This is a genomic window from Cupriavidus sp. GW822-FHT03E04 (assembly GCF_058801495.1).
The window spans coordinates 117,286-133,678 of sequence record NZ_JBXANI010000008.1 but is presented as its reverse complement, the minus strand read 5'-3'; the positions used below and the strand labels follow the sequence as shown (position 1 = coordinate 133,678).

At 67.5% G+C, this 16,393-nt stretch carries 15 protein-coding genes; 9 read left to right on the top strand and 6 right to left on the bottom strand.

Annotated elements, in window-relative coordinates; all coding sequences use genetic code 11:
* Positions 1 to 65 precede the first annotated feature (65 nt).
* Positions 66 to 707 carry a LysE family translocator gene (locus tag AC1RQC_RS13095; protein ID WP_492810717.1) on the top strand — a complete coding sequence of 214 codons (642 nt, stop codon included), beginning with the start codon at positions 66 to 68 and terminating at the stop codon, positions 705 to 707.
* A 16-nt stretch (positions 708 to 723) separates the two neighbouring features.
* On the opposite strand, the gene AC1RQC_RS13090 is transcribed toward AC1RQC_RS13095, so the two are convergent.
* Together AC1RQC_RS13090 and AC1RQC_RS13085 are read right to left on the bottom strand one after the other, a co-directional pair.
* Complete coding sequence (locus AC1RQC_RS13090; RefSeq protein ID WP_492373161.1) at positions 724 to 2,148, bottom strand: heavy metal sensor histidine kinase; 1,425 nt, start codon at positions 2,146 to 2,148, stop codon at positions 724 to 726.
* A complete protein-coding gene (locus tag AC1RQC_RS13085; RefSeq protein WP_150991420.1) occupies positions 2,148 to 2,822 on the bottom strand; it encodes a heavy metal response regulator transcription factor in 675 nt (224 codons plus the stop codon). The genes AC1RQC_RS13090 and AC1RQC_RS13085 overlap by 1 nt, the downstream gene beginning before the upstream one ends.
* Positions 2,823 to 3,039: 217 nt before the next feature.
* Here AC1RQC_RS13085 and AC1RQC_RS13080 point away from each other — a divergent pair, with 217 nt between their 5' ends.
* The 5 genes from AC1RQC_RS13080 (at position 3,040) to AC1RQC_RS13060 (ending at position 10,292) form a co-directional block, all read left to right on the top strand.
* On the top strand, positions 3,040 to 6,285 hold the full coding sequence (locus AC1RQC_RS13080) for an efflux RND transporter permease subunit (RefSeq protein ID WP_492883610.1): 3,246 nt from the start codon (positions 3,040 to 3,042) through the stop codon (positions 6,283 to 6,285).
* A complete protein-coding gene (locus AC1RQC_RS13075) occupies positions 6,282 to 7,544 on the top strand; it encodes an efflux RND transporter periplasmic adaptor subunit (RefSeq protein ID WP_492883608.1) in 1,263 nt (420 codons plus the stop codon). The genes AC1RQC_RS13080 and AC1RQC_RS13075 overlap by 4 nt, the downstream gene beginning before the upstream one ends.
* Before the next feature lie 7 nt (positions 7,545 to 7,551).
* Complete coding sequence (locus AC1RQC_RS13070; protein WP_492883606.1) at positions 7,552 to 9,021, top strand: efflux transporter outer membrane subunit; 1,470 nt, start codon at positions 7,552 to 7,554, stop codon at positions 9,019 to 9,021.
* A 177-nt stretch (positions 9,022 to 9,198) separates the two neighbouring features.
* Positions 9,199 to 9,516 carry a DUF4148 domain-containing protein gene (locus tag AC1RQC_RS13065; RefSeq protein WP_492373165.1) on the top strand — a complete coding sequence of 106 codons (318 nt, stop codon included), beginning with the start codon at positions 9,199 to 9,201 and terminating at the stop codon, positions 9,514 to 9,516.
* Positions 9,517 to 9,722: 206 nt separating this feature from the next.
* Entirely contained in the window at positions 9,723 to 10,292 is a 570-nt protein-coding gene (locus AC1RQC_RS13060) for a hypothetical protein (protein ID WP_492810768.1), read from the top strand.
* A 33-nt stretch (positions 10,293 to 10,325) separates the two neighbouring features.
* On the opposite strand, the gene AC1RQC_RS13055 is transcribed toward AC1RQC_RS13060, so the two are convergent.
* The 4 genes from AC1RQC_RS13055 to AC1RQC_RS13040 form a co-directional block, all read right to left on the bottom strand.
* Positions 10,326 to 10,886 (bottom strand): TetR/AcrR family transcriptional regulator, encoded by a 561-nt coding sequence (locus AC1RQC_RS13055; RefSeq protein ID WP_492373166.1) that lies wholly within the window; start codon positions 10,884 to 10,886, stop codon positions 10,326 to 10,328.
* A 194-nt stretch (positions 10,887 to 11,080) separates the two neighbouring features.
* Positions 11,081 to 11,560: a nuclear transport factor 2 family protein gene (locus AC1RQC_RS13050; protein ID WP_174425015.1), complete on the bottom strand. Its 480-nt coding sequence runs from the start codon at positions 11,558 to 11,560 to the stop codon at positions 11,081 to 11,083.
* 188 nt (positions 11,561 to 11,748) lie between these two features.
* Positions 11,749 to 12,369: a flavin reductase family protein gene (locus AC1RQC_RS13045; RefSeq protein ID WP_492373167.1), complete on the bottom strand. Its 621-nt coding sequence runs from the start codon at positions 12,367 to 12,369 to the stop codon at positions 11,749 to 11,751.
* Positions 12,370 to 12,520: 151 nt separating this feature from the next.
* Positions 12,521 to 13,204: a GntR family transcriptional regulator gene (locus AC1RQC_RS13040; RefSeq protein ID WP_492810731.1), complete on the bottom strand. Its 684-nt coding sequence runs from the start codon at positions 13,202 to 13,204 to the stop codon at positions 12,521 to 12,523.
* Positions 13,205 to 13,277: 73 nt separating this feature from the next.
* On the opposite strand from AC1RQC_RS13040, the gene AC1RQC_RS13035 reads away from it, so the two are divergent.
* The 3 genes from AC1RQC_RS13035 (at position 13,278) to AC1RQC_RS13025 (ending at position 16,333) form a co-directional block, all read left to right on the top strand.
* The gene (locus tag AC1RQC_RS13035) at positions 13,278 to 14,042 is read left to right on the top strand and encodes an enoyl-CoA hydratase/isomerase family protein (protein ID WP_492883604.1); all 765 of its coding nucleotides are present in this window, start codon (positions 13,278 to 13,280) and stop codon (positions 14,040 to 14,042) included.
* A 75-nt stretch (positions 14,043 to 14,117) separates the two neighbouring features.
* Complete coding sequence (locus AC1RQC_RS13030; protein WP_492883602.1) at positions 14,118 to 15,095, top strand: Bug family tripartite tricarboxylate transporter substrate binding protein; 978 nt, start codon at positions 14,118 to 14,120, stop codon at positions 15,093 to 15,095.
* Positions 15,096 to 15,157: 62 nt separating this feature from the next.
* Complete coding sequence (locus AC1RQC_RS13025; protein ID WP_492373171.1) at positions 15,158 to 16,333, top strand: CaiB/BaiF CoA transferase family protein; 1,176 nt, start codon at positions 15,158 to 15,160, stop codon at positions 16,331 to 16,333.
* Positions 16,334 to 16,393: the final 60 nt, after the last annotated feature.

The window sequence follows — 16,393 nt, the reverse complement described above, 5'->3', positions numbered from 1 at the left end:
TCGCCACGCGCAACGGCCTCATGCTGGCCCGCAGCGGATCCCCTCCTTCCTGACGAGACAATCCCATGGACGCACTCACATCCACATTGGCCATTGGCGGCGCGCTGGCGCTCGGCGCGGTCAGCCCCGGCCCGAGCTTTGTCATGGTGGCCCGCGCCGCCATTGCCCGCTCCCGCGCCGATGCGCTCTACATGGCGCTGGGCATGGGGCTGGGCGGCGTGGTGTTTGCGGCGGCTGCGCTGCTCGGGCTCAAGCTCTTGCTGACGGCAGTGCCCTGGCTGTACATGGCGATGAAGGTGGGCGGCGGCATCTACCTGGTGTATCTGGGCGTGCGCATCTGGCGCGGCGCCAGCGCGCCCCTGGCGATGGCGGCCGGCAAAGCAGAAGGCGGTGGAACGCCCGCCACGGGGCGCGGCCGTGTCCTGCTGAGCGGCTTCGCCACGCAGCTGAGCAACCCCAAGACGGCGGTGGTCTACGCCAGCGTGTTTGCCGCGCTGTTGCCCGCCCAGGTGCCGCCTTCGCTGCTGCTGGCGCTGCCGCTGATGGTCTTTGCCATCGAGACTGGCTGGTACGCGATCGTGGCGATCGCGCTCTCCTCCGCCAGGCCGCGTGCCTTCTACCTGCGCTTCAAGCTGTGGCTGGATCGCGCGGCCGGCGGGGTGATGGCGCTGCTCGGCATCCGGCTGCTCACGTCGCTGCGCCAGTAACGCCGGCAGCGGCCCCCTAAGACGCGGGATCCGCCAAGCTCGGCGGAAACAGCAACCTGAAGACTGTGGTTCCCCCGACTTCGGACTCCACCTCAACGTGCCCATGGTGCAAGTCCATGATGGACTTCACGATGGCCAGGCCGATGCCCGCCGACTCTCCCGAGTTGGCGCGGGCAGGATCGCCGCGAAAGAAGCGATCGAACAGCTTTGGCAGGTGTTCCGGCGCGATGCCGGCCCCAGGATTGCGCACTTCGATACGGCTACCTGCGGGGCCCGTGCGCGCCGCCATCACCACCGTCTGCCCGGCGGGTGTGTAGCGGATGGCATTGGCCACCAGGTTGCTGACCGCGCGCCGCAGCAGTAGCGGATCGGCCAGCACGGCGCCCCCGCCATCCACCGCGATCGCCACGCCGCTCGCCTCCGCCAGCCCCTCGAAATAGTCGGACAGCGCGCCCAGTTCGCGCGCCAGGTCCAGGCGCACCGGGTTGACCGCCACGCGGGCGTTCTCGGCCCGCGCAAGGAACAGCATGTTCTCGATCATGCGGGCCAGGCGTTCATATTCCTCGATATTGGACGCCAGCAGCGCCTGGTATTCGTCGGCGCTGCGCTCGCTAGACAGCGCGACCTGGCTCTGCCCGAGCAGGTTGCCGATGGGTGTGCGGAAGTCGTGCGCCAGGTCCGCGGAAAACTGGGACAAGCGTTCGAACCCATCCCGCAACCGGTCCATCATCTGTTGCAGGGCCGCAGCCAGTTCCGCCAGTTCGGGCGGCAGCCGCGCCGGGTCGATCGGCAGCTCGAGCCGGCGCACCGTGACCGACGATGCCCCGGCGGCAATGCGCCGCAGCGGCGCCATGCCGGCGCGCAGCACCAGGTAGCCAAGCCCGGCCACGGCCAGCGTGCCCAGCAGGCCCGTCAACAGCAGTTTCGCGCGGTATGCGCGCAGCAACGTGGTGCGGGAGATGGCGGTCTGGTAGAGCGTGAAGGCCAGCGTCTGCGTGACGGCGCCAGTGCCAGCAGTACCTGGACCGACTGGGACCTGCGCCTGCACGCCGTGCACCGGGTAGCCCTGCCGCGTGGTCCAGGCACGGATCGCTTCGGGCCCGAGCTGCGCATCCGGCGCCACCGGCTGCAAGGCGGGCGGCCCTTCGCCGGCATTGGCCGCAAGCAACACGGCGCCACCAGCGGCGCGCACCACCAGCGCAAACTCATCGTTGCCCGACACCACGCCGGCCACTTCCCGCCAGTCGCTGTCGGGCCGGGCGCCCTGCTCCATCAGCTCGGCCCGCGCGCGCGCCACCTTGCGCAGCAGTTCCGCGTCGTCGCGCTCTATCACCTGCATGGCCAGCGCGCGGTAGAGGTAGGCGCCCGCGCCGCCGAACACGATCGCGGCCACCAGGCCAAAGGCTAGCGCCAGGCGGGCAGTGAGCGAGAGCCTGCGCATCAGGGTTCCCGGCGCTCCAGCACATAGCCCATGCCACGCACGGTGTGGATCAGCTTGGGCTGGAAATCGTCGTCCATCTTGGCGCGCAGGCGGCGCACCGCCACATCCACCACATTGGTATCGCTATCGAAGTTCATGTCCCAGACATGGGAGGCGATCTGGGTACGGCTCAGCACCTCGGTGTGACGGCGCGCCAGGAAATGCAGCAGGGAGAATTCACGCGGCGTCAGCTCGATGCGCCGGCCGGCGCGCGTCACGCGGTGGCGGATCAGGTCGATCTCCAGGTCTTCGATCTCGATGCGGTCGGCCTCGCGCACCGGGCCGCGCCGCAGCAAGGTGCGCACCCGCGCCAGCAGCTCGACAAAGGCGAAGGGCTTGGCCAGATAGTCGTCGCCGCCCAGCTCCAGCCCGCGCACGCGGTCCTCCACTTCATCGCGCGCGGTCAGGAACAGCACCGGCGTGTCCTTGTGCTCGCGCAGTTGCTTGAGCACGTCCCAGCCGTTCATGCCAGGCAGCATCACATCAAGGATGACCAGGTCGTACACCACCTCCAGCGCCTGGTGCAGGCCATCGGCGCCGGTCACCGCCAGGTCGACCACGAAGGACGATTCGGTCAGCCCCTTGCGCAGGTACTCGCCCGTCTTGGGCTCATCCTCCACCACCAGAATTCTCATGTCCGTCCTCGCCTGGCCTGTACCGGCAGGGCGCGCTTCGGGCGCCTTGCATGCTCGGATGATAGCCGTTGGCGTGGCGCTCCTGAATGACAAATCTGTAATCGATTCGACAGCATTACCGGCTCCCCTGGCTTCCTAGAATGCGGCCATCGCACACCGCTGACGCCGCAACAAAGCGGTCGTCGCGGCCCCCACCCCTCATCCCGGAGTGCACACCATGTGGATTGTCAGGCTCGCGCTGAGCCGCCCCTACACCTTTGTGGTGCTGGCGTTGTGCTTGCTGCTTGCTGCCCCGCTGGTGCTGCTGCGCACGCCTACCGACATTTTTCCGGCCATCGACATCCCGGTGGTCAGCGTGGTGTGGACCTACAACGGCCTGTCCGCCGAGGATATGGCGCGGCGCATCGTCACCGGCTACGAGCGCTCGCTGACCAACAGCGTGGACGATATCGAGCATATCGAGTCGCAATCGCTCGCCGGCGTGGCGGTGATCAAGATCTTCTTCCATCCCGGCGCCGACATCAACCGCGCGATTGCCGAGACCTCGTCGGGTGCGCAATCGATGCTGCGCAACATGCCGCCGGGCACCACGCCGCCGCTGATCCTGAGCTACAGTGCCTCCACCGTGCCGATCCTGCGGCTGGCGCTGGCCAGCGACCAACTGCCGGAGCAGCAGCTTTACGACCTGGGCAATAATTTCATCCGCACGCAGCTAGCTACCGTGCAGGGCGCGTCGGTGCCGCTGCCTTACGGCGGCAAGGTGCGCCAGGTGATGGTGGATCTCGATACGCGCGCGCTGCAGGCACGCGGCCTGGCGCCACTGGACGTGGTCAACGCCATCAATGCGCAAAACCTGGTGCTGCCCGGTGGCACCGCCAAGATCGGCGCGCTCGAATACCGGGTCGACCTGAACGGCAGCACCGCCACTGTGGCCGGCCTCAACAACCTGCCGGTCAAGAGCGGCCCCGGCGGCACGGTCTATGTGCGCGACGTGGCCCAGGTGCGCGACGGCTACGCGCCGCAGACCAACGTGGTGCGCCGCGACGGCAAGCGCGCCGCGCTGCTGGAGATCGAGAAGAGCGGCAACACCTCCACGCTGTCCATCATCGCCCAGGTCAAGGCCATGCTGCCGCGCATCATGGCCGGGCTGCCGTCTTCGCTGCGGGTGCAGCCGGTGTCGGACCAGTCGGTCTTTGTTACCTCCGCCATCCACGGCGTGTTGCACGAAGCGCTGATCGCCGCCTGCCTGACCGCAGCGATGATCTTGCTGTTCCTGGGCAGCTGGCGCGCCACGCTGATCATCGCGATCTCGATCCCGCTCTCGGTGCTGGCCGCGCTGATGGCGCTCAGCGCGCTCGGCGAGACGCTCAATATCATGACGCTGGGCGGGCTGGCGCTGGCGGTGGGCGTGCTGGTGGACGACGCCACCGTGGCCATCGAGAACATCACCCACCACCGCGAGCTGGGCAAGCCGCTGGAGCATGCGATCCTGGAAGGCTCGGCGCAGATCGCCGTGCCCACGCTGGTATCCACGCTGTCGATCTGCATCGTGTTCCTGCCGATGTTCCTGCTCACCGGCGTGGCGCGCTACCTGTTCGTGCCGATGGCCGAGGCCGTGGTGTTCGCCATGGCGGCGTCCTACTTCTTCTCGCGCACGCTGATTCCCACGCTGGCGCACTACCTGCTGCGTGGCGAACGCGACGACGGGCACAACGACGCGGCGCAGACGCGCAGAACCGGCCGCCTGCGTCGCGCCTGCGCGCGGCTGCAGGCGCGCTTTGAACACGGGTTCGAAGGCGTGCGCACGCGCTACGCCGCGACCCTCGCTGCAGCACTGCGCCACCCCAGGCGGCTGGCCGCCGCCTTCCTGGCCTGCTGTGCCTCCTCGATGGCGCTGGTGCCCTTCCTGGGGCAGGACTTCTTCCCCAGCGTGGACAGTGGCGAGATCCGCCTGCACATGCGCGCGCGCACGGGGACCCGCATCGAGGAAACGGCGCGCATCGCCGATGCGGTGGAGAACCGTATCCGCGCGGCCATCGGCCCGGACCAGGTGGCCGGCATCATCGATAACATCGGCCTGCCTGTCAGCGGCATCAACCTGACCTATGACTCCGCGCTGCCGATCGGCACCGCCGACGCCGAGATCCTGGTGTCGCTGAAGCCGGGCCATGGCGCCACGGCGGCCTATGTCGACCAGCTGGGCGCCCTGCTGCCCAAGGCATTCCCGGGCGTGAGCTTCTCCTTCCTGCCGGCCGACATCGTCAGCCAGATCCTGAATTTCGGGCTGCCGGCGCCAATCGATATCCAGGTGGTGGGCAATCAGCTGGCAGCCAATCGCGCGGTGGCGCAGAAACTGGTTGGCCAGTTGCGCGCGGTGCCGGGGCTGGCCGATGTGCATATCCAGCAACCGGACGACCAGCCCGCGCTGACGGTGAATGTGGACCGCACCCGCGCGCTGCAGGCCGGGCTGTCGCAACGCGAGGTGGCGCAGAACCTGCTGATCTCACTCTCCGGCAGCGGCCAGACCTCACCCAACTTCTGGCTCAATCCGCGCAACGGCGTGAGCTATCCGCTGATGGTGTCGGTGCCGCAGTCCGCCATGGGCTCGCTGCAGTCGCTGTCCAACATTCCGATGGGACTTGGCGCCGCCTCGCCAGGCTCCGCCAGCGGCGGCGACCTGCTCGGGTCGCTCGGCAACGTGGTGCGGTCCAGCCAGCAAGGCGTGGTGTCGCACTACAACGTGCAGCCGGTGATCGACATCTTCGGCTCGGTGCGCGGGCGCGATCTTGGCGCGGTGGCGGGCGACATCGGCCGCATCGTCGATGCCGCGCGCAAGACGCTGCCGCCCGGCTCCGAGCTGGTGGTGCGTGGGCAGGTGCAGACCATGCACGCCTCTTTCGCCGGGCTGCTTGGCGGCCTGGCGATTGCGGTGGTGCTGGTGTATCTGCTGATGGTGGTGAACTTCCAGTCCTGGCTTGACCCGCTGGCCATCATCGGCGGCCTGCCAGGCGCGCTGGCGGGCATGGCGTGGATGCTGTTTGTCACGCGCACCACCATCAGCGTGCCAGCACTGACCGGCGCCATCATGTGCATCGGCATCGCCACCGCCAACAGCATCCTGGTGGTCAGCCTGGCGCGCGAACTGCGCGCGGCGGGCGTGGCGCCCCTCGAGGCGGCGCTGCAGGCCGGCATCGGGCGCTTCCGTCCGGTGGTGATGACCGCGCTGGCCATGCTGATCGGCATGATCCCGATGGCGCTTGGCGCGGGCGATGCCGGCGCGCAGAACGCCCCGCTCGGCCGCGCCGTGATCGGCGGGCTAGCCTGCGGCACCGTCGCCACGCTGGTGCTGGTGCCCACCCTGTTCGCGCTGCTGCACCGGTGGCTTGCCGCTCGTGCGCCGGCCCCTATCCCTGTCCCTGATTTGCATCCCGCTCTCGGTCTCGACCAGAAAGGCCCGGCATGACTCTCCCTGCTCCCCCCATGTCCCCATCCAGCGACGTCGCCGCCGCCCCAGGCATGGCACCCGCGCGCACGCGCCGCCTGCGAGCCAGCTTGCTGGGCTTGCTGGTATTGGCAGTGCTTGGCGGCGCGCTGGCCACCGGCATCCTCCCCAGGCTGCATGCCCATGCCACGCTGGCCGCGCGCACCGCCGAAGCCCTGGCCACCACCGTCTCGACGGTGCGGCCTGCCAGCGCGCCAGCGCTGCAGGAACTGACATTGCCGGGCGACGTGCGCGCCTTCCAGGACGCACCGGTCTATGCGCGCGTCAACGGCTACCTGCGCCGTTGGTACGCCGACATCGGCACCCCGGTCAAGCAAGGCCAGTTGCTGGCAGAGATCGACGCGCCCGAGGTCAGCGACCAGCTGCGACAAGCGCACGCCGACGAAGCCATCGCCGCGGCCAACTACGCGCTGGCCAAAAGCACCGCCGAGCGCTGGCAAGACCTGCTCAAATCCCGCTCGGTGCCGCAGCAGGACACCGACCAGAAGATGGCCGACATGCAGGCCAAGGCCGCCACGCTGGCCTCCGCCCGCTCCAACACGGCACGGCTGGCGCAACTCGCCTCGTACACGCAGATCCGCGCGCCCTTTGACGGCGTGGTGACCGCGCGCAACGTGGACACCGGCGCGCTGATCGATGCCGGCAGCGCCGGCGGACCCGGCCGGGAGTTGTTCCATCTCTCCGCCGGCACGCGGCTGCGTGTGTATGTGCAGGTGCCGCAGGATGCAAGCGGCATGGTCGGCCCGCAGATGCAGGCGTGGCTCACACTGCCGCAGTTCCCCGGCCAGCGCTTTGCCGCTGCCGTGGCGCGCAATGCCGGCGCCATCGACAACGTCACGCGCAGCCTGCGCGTGGAGCTGGACGTGGACAACGCGGGTGGACGGATCCTGCCCGGCGCCTATGCCGAGGTCCACCTGAGCGCGCCGCAAGCAAGGGCCGGCCTGACCCTGCCGGCCAACACGTTGATGTTCCGCCCGCAAGGCACCTGCGTGGCCGTGGTGGGCGCGAACGGCATGCTGGCGATCCGGCTGGTGACGCTGGGCCGAGACTTTGGCTCGCATGTGGAGATCACGGAGGGCTTGCAGGGCGGCGAACAGGTGGTGGTCAACCCCGGAGACGGCCTGCTGGCGGGCGATCGGGTCCGGGTGGCGGCGGATGCGCCCAATACGCCGGCCACGCCGGCCATCCAGCCGGCAACCACGGCCAGCCAGGCTAAGTAGGCCTGCCATGCAAACTCCCAAGCGTTCTCATCAAACCCGCGTGCCTGCAGCCCGGCCACGCCGCCTGGCGGCGTCGCTCGCCTCGTTGGCGCTGGCAGCGCTGCTCACAGGCTGCGCCACCGCGCCGGCCTACCAGCCACCCACTGTCGACACGCCCGCCGCGTACAAGGAAGCCGGCGCCAGCGCGGCGCATCCGGGCGGCCCGGCGGGCATCGCGCCGGACTGGTGGCACGTGTATGCCGACGCGCCGCTCAACGCGCTAGAAACCCGCATCGACGTTTCCAGCCAGACGCTGCGCAAGGCCGTGGCCCTGCTGGAAGACGCCCGTGCCCAGGCCCGGGCCGCGCATGCGGCTTACTTTCCCACCATCAACGCCGGGCTGAGCACCAGCAGCAGCCATACCTCGGCCAATGTGGTTGGCCGCTCGCTGGCCGGCAAGACCGAGCCCGACCACCTGCTAGGGCTCACCGCCTCCTGGGAACCCGACCTGTGGGGACGCATCGGCAATGGCGTGGATGCAGCCGAGGCGCGCGCCCAGGCCAGTGCGGACGACGTGGCGGCGGTGCGCCTCGGCCTGCAGGCCGAACTGGCCGCCGACTACTTCGGCCTGCGTTCGGCCGACCGGGAGATCGACCTGCTCAGGCGCACCGTCGACGCCTACGGCACGGTCCTGCAACTGGCCGACAACCGCTACCGTGGCGGCATCGCCACCGAAGGCGATGTGGCGCAAGCCAAGGCGCAGCTCGAAAGCACCAAGGCGCAGCTAGCCGACCTGCGCCTGAACCGCACGCAGCTGGAGCATGCCATCGCCACGCTCCTGGGCGAGCCCGTAGCGCGCTTCTCGCTGCCGCCACTGGCCGATACTGCCGTGCTGCCCACCCTGCCGGCCGCCTTGCCCTCGCAGCTCCTGGAGCGCCGCCCCGACATTGCCGCCGCCGAACGCCGCGTGGCAGCCGCCAATGCGCAGATCGGCGTAGCCCGCGCCGCGTTTTTCCCGAGCCTGCTGCTCGCCGTCGGTGGCGGGCTGGAGAGCACCAGCCTGGCCAGCTGGCTGACCGCGCCGAGCCGCTTCTGGGCGATCGGCCCCGCACTGGCCGCCACGCTGTTCGACGGTGGCCGCCGCCAGGCGGTGGCCGACAGCGCGCGCGCCCAGTTCGACGCCAGTGCCGCCGACTATCGCGCAAGCGTGCTGCGCGGCTTCCAGGAGGTAGAAGACAACTTTGCCGCGCTGCATGCGCTGCAGGAAGAGGCCACCAGCCAGCAAGCCGCCACCGAAGCGTCCGAGCGCGCTCTGGCGCTGGGGTTGGACCGCTACCGCAAGGGCGCGGTGGCCTACCTGGATGTCAGCGTGCTGGAGAGCACCGCGCTTGCCAGCGAACGGGCTGCCGAGCTGGTGCACCGACGCCAGTTGATCGCGAGTGTGATGCTGGTCAAGGCACTGGGCGGCGGCTGGCAACGGACTGCCGTGGCGCCATAGCGGCATAGCGGCATAGCGGCATTGGCAGCATCAGCGGTGCATGACGGGATTGTAATGAGATGGTAAGGCCGAGGTCACCGTGCCAAACCAATACTGGTCACAGCCTTTCATCATCTCGATGAAAGCGCAGCGGCCCCAGCCACACCGGGCCCTTCCAACTGAAAGAGGTAACGCACCATGAAAGCAATCGTTCGCACAGTCTTGCTGTCCTGCGCCCTGGCAGCGCCGGCTCTGTCCTTCGCCCAAGGCGAGCAGGTGCCACTCACCCGTGCCGAAGTCCGCGCCGACCTGATCCGGCTGGAGCAAGCCGGCTACCAGCCGGGCCACGGCGACGACGCGACCTATCCCCAGGACATCCAAGCGGCCGAAGCCAAGGTAGCCGCGCAAGCTGCCGCGGCAGCCAAGGGGGACGCGGCAAGCATGCCACCGCAGGCTCAGGCCAGCCTGCAACCGCAGATCGACGCCGTGCGCAGCGCCTTCTACTACGGCGCATGACGCGTCAACGCCGCTGCACACTACGCGTTCCGGCCGCGAATCGCGCGCCCGGAACGCGCTATGCGCCATGCGAAACACAAACGGCGGCGGCGTCAAAGCTTGCTCAACACACTGGGCCAAACTACGGAAGTACCTATCCTCGCGGCGGCAGGCCTTAAAATCGCGCTCATGTTCGTTTCGAGATCTCGAATCTCGCCAAAACCATGATGAAGAAGCGCCCCCTCCTCGCCGCCCTCCTGTTCGCGTCGATCGCCGCCCACGCACAACCGCCCGGCAAGGATGCGGCCCCCCTCGGCCTTGAACTTGGCAAGACCAAGTGCGCGCGGATGACGCCCGGCCCGAATCGCGTCAAGACAGGCACCACGCCGTGGGCCGGCGGGGACACGGTGGAGCTCAAGCACCTTGACCGTTTCAATCTGCCGGGCCTGACCCGCGCGATCGTGAACTGCGACGCGGGCGACACGGTGGCGCTCGTCACACTGACGTTCGATCGGTCCGCGCTGGATGACGTCAGCAAGAAGCTCGACGCCCGCTACGAGTCCAAACGCAAGACCGAGCCCAGTGCCGAGAACGGCTACGCCGAGTGGGAAGCAGCCAACGGCAGCCTCGAGATGCTCTACGCGCGCGACAGCAAGCAGTTCACCCTGGCGTATTGGGCCAAGGGCGCCAAGGCCAAGTATTTCGCCTACAGCGGCACGAACGACAAGAAGCCCGCCGCGCCAGCGCAGTCAACGCAGCCAGCGCAGGCACCCCAGACACAGCCCGCGCCGCTGTAACTGCCGCCCCGAAATGGGCTTTACGCCCCGCCTTCAACGCACTTGCTGCAACCGGCGCAGCAACCGCCGTCCTGCGTCGACCACGCCCGGATCGGCCGTCATCTGGTACCGCACGATCATGCCCTCCACGCAGAGCATCGCCTCTTCGGCAATGGCATCGGGCTCCGGCAGGCCAAGGCGCCTGGCCAGCGAACCGATAAAGGCCGCCAGTTCCGCCTTGTGCGCCACGGATTGCGCCACCTGAGTGCCCTCGCCGGAGGCGCCCGCCTCCGCCACCGCATTGATAAACGCGCAACCGCGAAAATCCTCGTCGGAAAACCAGTCGGCCAGCGCGTGCGCGATGACCTCCAGGCCGGGGCTGGCGGCAAAGCGCGCTTCCACGTCCTGCTCGAACCAGCGCATCCAGCTCTCGTGGCGCCGGTCGAGGAAGGCCGCGATCAACTCGTTCTTTGAGGCGAAATGCCGGTACAGGGACATCTTGGCCACGCCGGACTCGGCAATGATCTTGTCGATGCCGGTCGCGCGCAGCCCGTCCTGGTAGAACAGGCGGGCGGCGGCATCCAGGATGCGCTCGCGGGCGGAAGGCGTGGCCATGGCTGAAGTGTTCCTTGCTGCGAAAAGTGGCGCGAAAGTGGGGCGATTATCCCCGATCGGGCCGTGCGGACTAAGAGGCCGTTTCAACTTGAAGCGAAACGGTTCTGGCCAGGCGCGCGGCCGCAGACAGTACAAGTGGATCGGCCAAGGCCGCGCAACGACGCCAGAGTCTTTTTGTCTTTTTGAAATGGCCTTTAAAGGCCGAGATCGCTCAGGCTGGCGTGGTCGTCCGGCCGGCGCCCCAGGGGCCAGAAGAATTTGCGCTCGGACGCCTTGATCGGCGCATCGTTGATGCACGCAAAACGCCGCTGCATCAGGCCAGCTTCGTTGAACTCCCAGTTCTCGTTGCCGTAGGAGCGATACCAGTTGCCCGAATCGTCATGCCACTCGTACGCAAACCGTACCGCGATGCGGTTGCCGTCGAAAGCCCACAGTTCCTTGATCAGGCGGTAGTCCAGTTCCTTCTGCCACTTTCGCGCCAGGAAGCCGACGATGGCCTCGCGCCCGTTTACGAACTCCGCGCGGTTGCGCCACGCGCTGTCGACGGTGTAGGCGAGGGCCACACGCTCAGGGTCGCGGCTGTTCCAGCCGTCTTCGGCGCCGCGAACTTTCTGGATGGCGGTTTCACGGGTGAACGGGGGCACGGGCGGACGGATTTCGGGGTTGGACGACATCGACTTCTCCTGGCTGCGACAGCAGTGAATTGAAAAAGGCGGCCTGTAGCCTATTCGGCGAACCCAAAATGATACAGACCTGTCTACATTATTTTGGTAGACAGGTCTGTCTGTCAAGGCGAATCTGCAGGCGTGAAAAAGCCGGCGATCAGCCGGCCTGGAATCCGCCATCAGCGCCGAGGAAGTGCTCAGCGCGGGCGCCGCATGCGGAACAGCGCCTCGGGCCCGATCTCGAAGTAGTCGGCCGGGCCGCCGCCGCGCAGGATCGGCCGGGCTGCGGCAGTGTCATAGATGCCGTCCTTCAACAGCGCCTTGTCCACGTGCACGCCAACCACCTCGCCCAACACCAGCCAGGTCGGCACCTTATTGCCGTCGAAACCTTCGAGCTGGATCAGCTGGGTGAGCTTGCATTCGAACGAGACCGGGCTTTGCGCCACCCGCGGCACCGCGACCAGGCGCGACGCTACCGGCGTGAGCCCTGCCAGCTCGAACTCGTCGACCTCCGGCGGCACGGCCGCGCAGCTCGCGTTCATGGCGTCGGCCAGCGGCCGCGTGGCCAGGTTCCAGCAGAACTCGCGGGTCTGCTCGATATTGCGCACGCTGTCCTTGTAGCCAATGCTGGAAAAACCCACGATGGGCGGCGTGTAGTTGAAGGCGTTGAAGAAGCTATAGGGCGCGAGGTTGATGATCCCATCGCCACCGCGCGACGAAATCCAGCCGATCGGGCGCGGCCCGACGATGGCGTTGAAGGGATCATGCGGCAGGCCATGCCCGTTGGCGGGCTCGTAGAAATAGGGTTCGGCGGACACGAAGCGGGAGACTCGGGAAAACAGCGTTGAGAAGCGGAGGCAGCGCCGCCGCCTCCTTGACCAGATGTTGCCGGGCGCCCGCAGGTGCCAGACAAGCCGTCTGCGATGCTACCAGTTGCCGCGCCAGCGCGTTCGGCGCGGCGCGGTTGGCTCAGCGCCCTCCCGCGGTGGCGGCCGGCTCGTCATAAGCGTCCTGCGCCAGCAACACCAGATCGGCGACGGCCTTGCCACCCGCCGAAAGATGCGCGCGCATCGCGTCAGCCGCTGCGTCCGCATCGCCCGCCAGTACCGCCGCCACGATCACGCCATGCTCCTGGAAGGAACTCGGCACGCGAGCGGGGTTGATGAGTTCGCGATGGCGCCAGTAGATCGCCAGCCGCCGCCGCAGCATGCGAATCTGCTCGGCCAGATAAGGGTTGGCCGTAGCCTGATAGAGCACTTCGTGGAAATCACGGTTGGCATCCACATAGCCCGGCGTATCGGCCGCCTCCACAAAAGCCCGGCCATGCTCGAACGCCGACGACAGCGCCGCCCTGCCCGCCTCGCTGATGCGCTGCGTTGCCAGCCGGGCCACCACGCCCTCCATCTCAGCCAGCGTCTCGAACATTGCCACCAGTTCGGCCACGGTTGGCTTGTGCACGAAGATCCCCGCGCGCGGCACGATCGTCACCAGGCCTTGCGCCGCCAGCATCAGCAATGCCTCCCGCACCGGCGTGCGCGAACTGTCGAATTGCTCGGCCAGCGCGCGCTCGTCCAGCTGCGATCCGGGCTTGAGCTTGCCGGCGTGAATCTCTTCCTCAATCGCCTCCCGGATCCGGTCCTGGAGTGACTGCACGGGTAAACCTCGATTTGATGCTTCCTTTGGCATATCTAGAATAGACCTCAATATATCTAAACATCAATCTTATATGCAAATACACGGCGAACCCCGGCTCAGCATCGACGGAAGCGTTGCAACCATCACCTTTGAACGTCCCGAAGTGGCGAATCGGCTTAGTCCGCGTGATTTGCTGGTACTTCGCGAGCATATCAACTCCATCAATGCGATGGAGAGTGTTTTGGTTCTGCGCTTCACCGGTACCGGCAAGTATTTCTGCAGCGGCTACGACATCGGCGCGCTGGCCAATGCCGACGAGGCGGGGGCGCCGGCCTTCGGCGAGATGATCGACCTGATCGAAGCCGCTCGCCCGGTCACCATCGCGGCGGTCAACGGCGGCGTCTATGGCGGCGCCACGGATCTGTGCCTGGCCTGCGACTTCCGCGTGGGCGTGCCCCACTGCGACATGTTCATGCCAGCGGCCAGGCTCGGCCTGCATTTCTACCGGGGCGGGCTGGAGCGCTATGTCAGCCGGCTGGGCGTGGACACCGCCAAGCGCCTCTTCCTGACGGCTGACCGGCTCGATGCGAATGAAATGCTCAAGGTGGGCTTCCTGACCGAGATCGTCGCGGCCGACACCCTGGCGCATCGCGTCGACGCGCTCAGCGCCACGCTCGCCGGTATGGCGCCCATTGCCCTGCTGGGCATGAAGCAGGCACTGAACCAGATCGCGCGCGGCGCGCTGGACACGGCCGCGCTGGAACGCGAGATCGCGCGGGCCGGGGCGTCGGCGGATTTGTGCGAGGGCGCAGCCGCCTGGCGCGAGAAACGCGCCGCGGTATTCACCGGCAGGTAGGCGCGCCGCGGAAAGCAGAACACAGAACACAGAACACAGAACACAGAAAGCAAAAAACAAAACCCGGAGACAACGATGATCAAGCGGCACCCAACCCTGCTGTTCCTGCTAGCGTCCGCATCCGCTCTGGCCGGCCCCGCGCTGGCGGCGGACGCTTTCCCAATCAAGCCGATCCGCGTGGTGATCGGCTTTCCCGCTGGCGGCGGCGCCGACAACGTGGCGCGGCTGTACGGCGACGCGCTCTCCAAGGAACTCGGGCAGCCGGTTATCGTCGACAACAAGCCTGGCGCGGGCACCACCATTGCCGCCGAGACCGTGGCCAAGGCGCCGGCCGATGGCTACACCCTGTATATCGCCTCGGCCAGCCTGATGGGCGGCGACAAGGTGCTCTACAAGAACATCCGCTACGAGCCCACGGACTTTGCGCCCATCACGCGGCTGACCGTCTCGCCGCTGCTGCTGGCGGCCAACAAGGAATCCGGCATCACCAGCGTGGCCAACCTGCTGGCGAAAGCCCGCCAGCACCCCGGCGCGCTCAATTACTCGTCCTCCGGCAACGGCGTGATCACGCACCTGGCCGGCGTGCAGTTCACCAAGCTGACCGACGTCCAGCTTACCCACGTGCCCTACAAGGGCGGCGCGCCGTCCGCGCAGGCGGTGGCCGCCGGCGATGCGCAGTTCACCTTTGCCACGCCGGCTTCCGTGCAGGCCATGATCGATACCGGCAAGGTGGTCGGCATAGCCGTCACCTCCGCCAAGCGCTCATCCGTGCTGCCGAACTATCCGACCATCGCCGAAGCCGGCGTCAAAGGCTACGACGTGACCAACTGGTACGGCCTGTTTGCCCCGGCGCAAACACCGCCCGCCGTGATCGAGAAACTCTTCGCCGCTTCCGCCAAGGCACTGGCCAAACCGGAATTGCGGGCCAGGCTGGCCAGCCGCGGCGAGGAAGTCTCGCCGTCCGCATCGCCCGCGGAGTTCCGGCAGTTCGCGCAGCGCGAAGGCAAGACCGTGGCAGACCTGACTTTGAGCAGCGGCGCCAGGATCGACTGAGCCGCACGCCATTCCCGCACTCGTTCGATGTACCCCGGGCCTCCCGGCCCAAAAGGATTTCCATGATTCGCAATGCCGCAAACCTCCCGCTCGCGGGCTTTACCGTGGTGGACCTGACCCGTGTGCTGGCTGGTCCCTACTGCACCATGATGCTGGCCGACCTCGGCGCGCGCGTGATCAAGATTGAGAACCCCGCAGGCGGTGACGACTCCCGGCATGTAGGCCCGTTCGTGGATGGCGAGTCGGCGTACTTCGCCTCGGTCAACCGCAATAAGGAATCCATCGCGCTCGACCTGAAATCCCCGCGCGACCGTGAAGTCCTGGCGGCGATGATCGCCGGCGCCGATGTGCTGGTGGAAAACTTCCGCGCCGGCGTCATGGAAAAGCTCGGCTTTACATGGGAAGCCTTGCACGCCGCCAACCCTCGCCTGGTCTATGCCTCGATCTCGGGCTTCGGCCAGACCGGCCCCTACCGCGACCGGCCCGCCTACGACATGGTGGTGCAGGCAATGGGCGGCCTGATGAGTGTGACCGGCCAGACCGGCGGCGACCCGGTGCGGGTCGGCGTGTCCATCGGCGACCTTGGCGCGGGACTGTATGCCGCCATTGGCATTCAGTCCGCGCTGCTCAAGCGCAGCCGCACAGGGCTTGGCGAACGCGTCGATATCGGCATGCTCGATTGCCAGGTCGCGCTGCTGGAAAACGCCATCGCGCGCCACTCCGCCACCGGCGCCGTGCCCGCGCCGCTGGGCACGCGCCATCCCTCCATCACCCCGTTCGACATGTTCAAGACCGCTGACGGCTTCATCGTGATTGCAGCGGGCAACGACACCCTGTTCCAGAAACTCTGCGCCGCGCTCGGCCTGCCGGAGCTAGCTGCCGACCCGCGCTTTGCCACCGTGGTGGCGCGCAACCAGCACCACGCCGAACTCAAGACTTGCATGGAAGCGCGCCTGGCTGATGCGGACAGCGCCACCTGGTCGGCCACGCTGGAAGGCGCCGGCGTGCCGCACGGCCCGCTGCAAAGCGTGGCCGACATCGTGCAGGACCCACATGTGCAAGCGCGCGGCATGCTGCTGCAAGCCAGCATCGGCGAGGACCGCCCGATCACCCTGGCCGGCAACCCGATCAAGATCGGCAGCCAGGCAGGCGCGAGCCGCTTCCGGCGCTCGCCCAGGCTGGACGAGCATCGCGCAAGCCTGCTGGAGGAGTTTGGCCAGCATGCCAACATTGACTGACGTTGAATGGCGTTGGATGGCGTTGGATAGCGCTGGATAGCGGCGAATGAAGCAGGCATA

Coding starts and splice junctions, on each gene's coding strand:
- AC1RQC_RS13080 (WP_492883610.1), top strand. CDS start 3,040: ATGTGGATTGTCAGGCTCGCGCTGAGCCGCCCCTACACCTTTGTGGTG.
- AC1RQC_RS13030 (WP_492883602.1), top strand. CDS start 14,118: ATGATCAAGCGGCACCCAACCCTGCTGTTCCTGCTAGCGTCCGCATCC.
- AC1RQC_RS13065 (WP_492373165.1), top strand. CDS start 9,199: ATGAAAGCAATCGTTCGCACAGTCTTGCTGTCCTGCGCCCTGGCAGCG.
- AC1RQC_RS13055 (WP_492373166.1), bottom strand. CDS start 10,886: ATGGCCACGCCTTCCGCCCGCGAGCGCATCCTGGATGCCGCCGCCCGC.
- AC1RQC_RS13095 (WP_492810717.1), top strand. CDS start 66: ATGGACGCACTCACATCCACATTGGCCATTGGCGGCGCGCTGGCGCTC.
- AC1RQC_RS13050 (WP_174425015.1), bottom strand. CDS start 11,560: ATGTCGTCCAACCCCGAAATCCGTCCGCCCGTGCCCCCGTTCACCCGT.
- AC1RQC_RS13090 (WP_492373161.1), bottom strand. CDS start 2,148: ATGCGCAGGCTCTCGCTCACTGCCCGCCTGGCGCTAGCCTTTGGCCTG.
- AC1RQC_RS13060 (WP_492810768.1), top strand. CDS start 9,723: ATGAAGAAGCGCCCCCTCCTCGCCGCCCTCCTGTTCGCGTCGATCGCC.
- AC1RQC_RS13085 (WP_150991420.1), bottom strand. CDS start 2,822: ATGAGAATTCTGGTGGTGGAGGATGAGCCCAAGACGGGCGAGTACCTG.
- AC1RQC_RS13075 (WP_492883608.1), top strand. CDS start 6,282: ATGACTCTCCCTGCTCCCCCCATGTCCCCATCCAGCGACGTCGCCGCC.
- AC1RQC_RS13025 (WP_492373171.1), top strand. CDS start 15,158: ATGATTCGCAATGCCGCAAACCTCCCGCTCGCGGGCTTTACCGTGGTG.
- AC1RQC_RS13035 (WP_492883604.1), top strand. CDS start 13,278: ATGCAAATACACGGCGAACCCCGGCTCAGCATCGACGGAAGCGTTGCA.
- AC1RQC_RS13070 (WP_492883606.1), top strand. CDS start 7,552: ATGCAAACTCCCAAGCGTTCTCATCAAACCCGCGTGCCTGCAGCCCGG.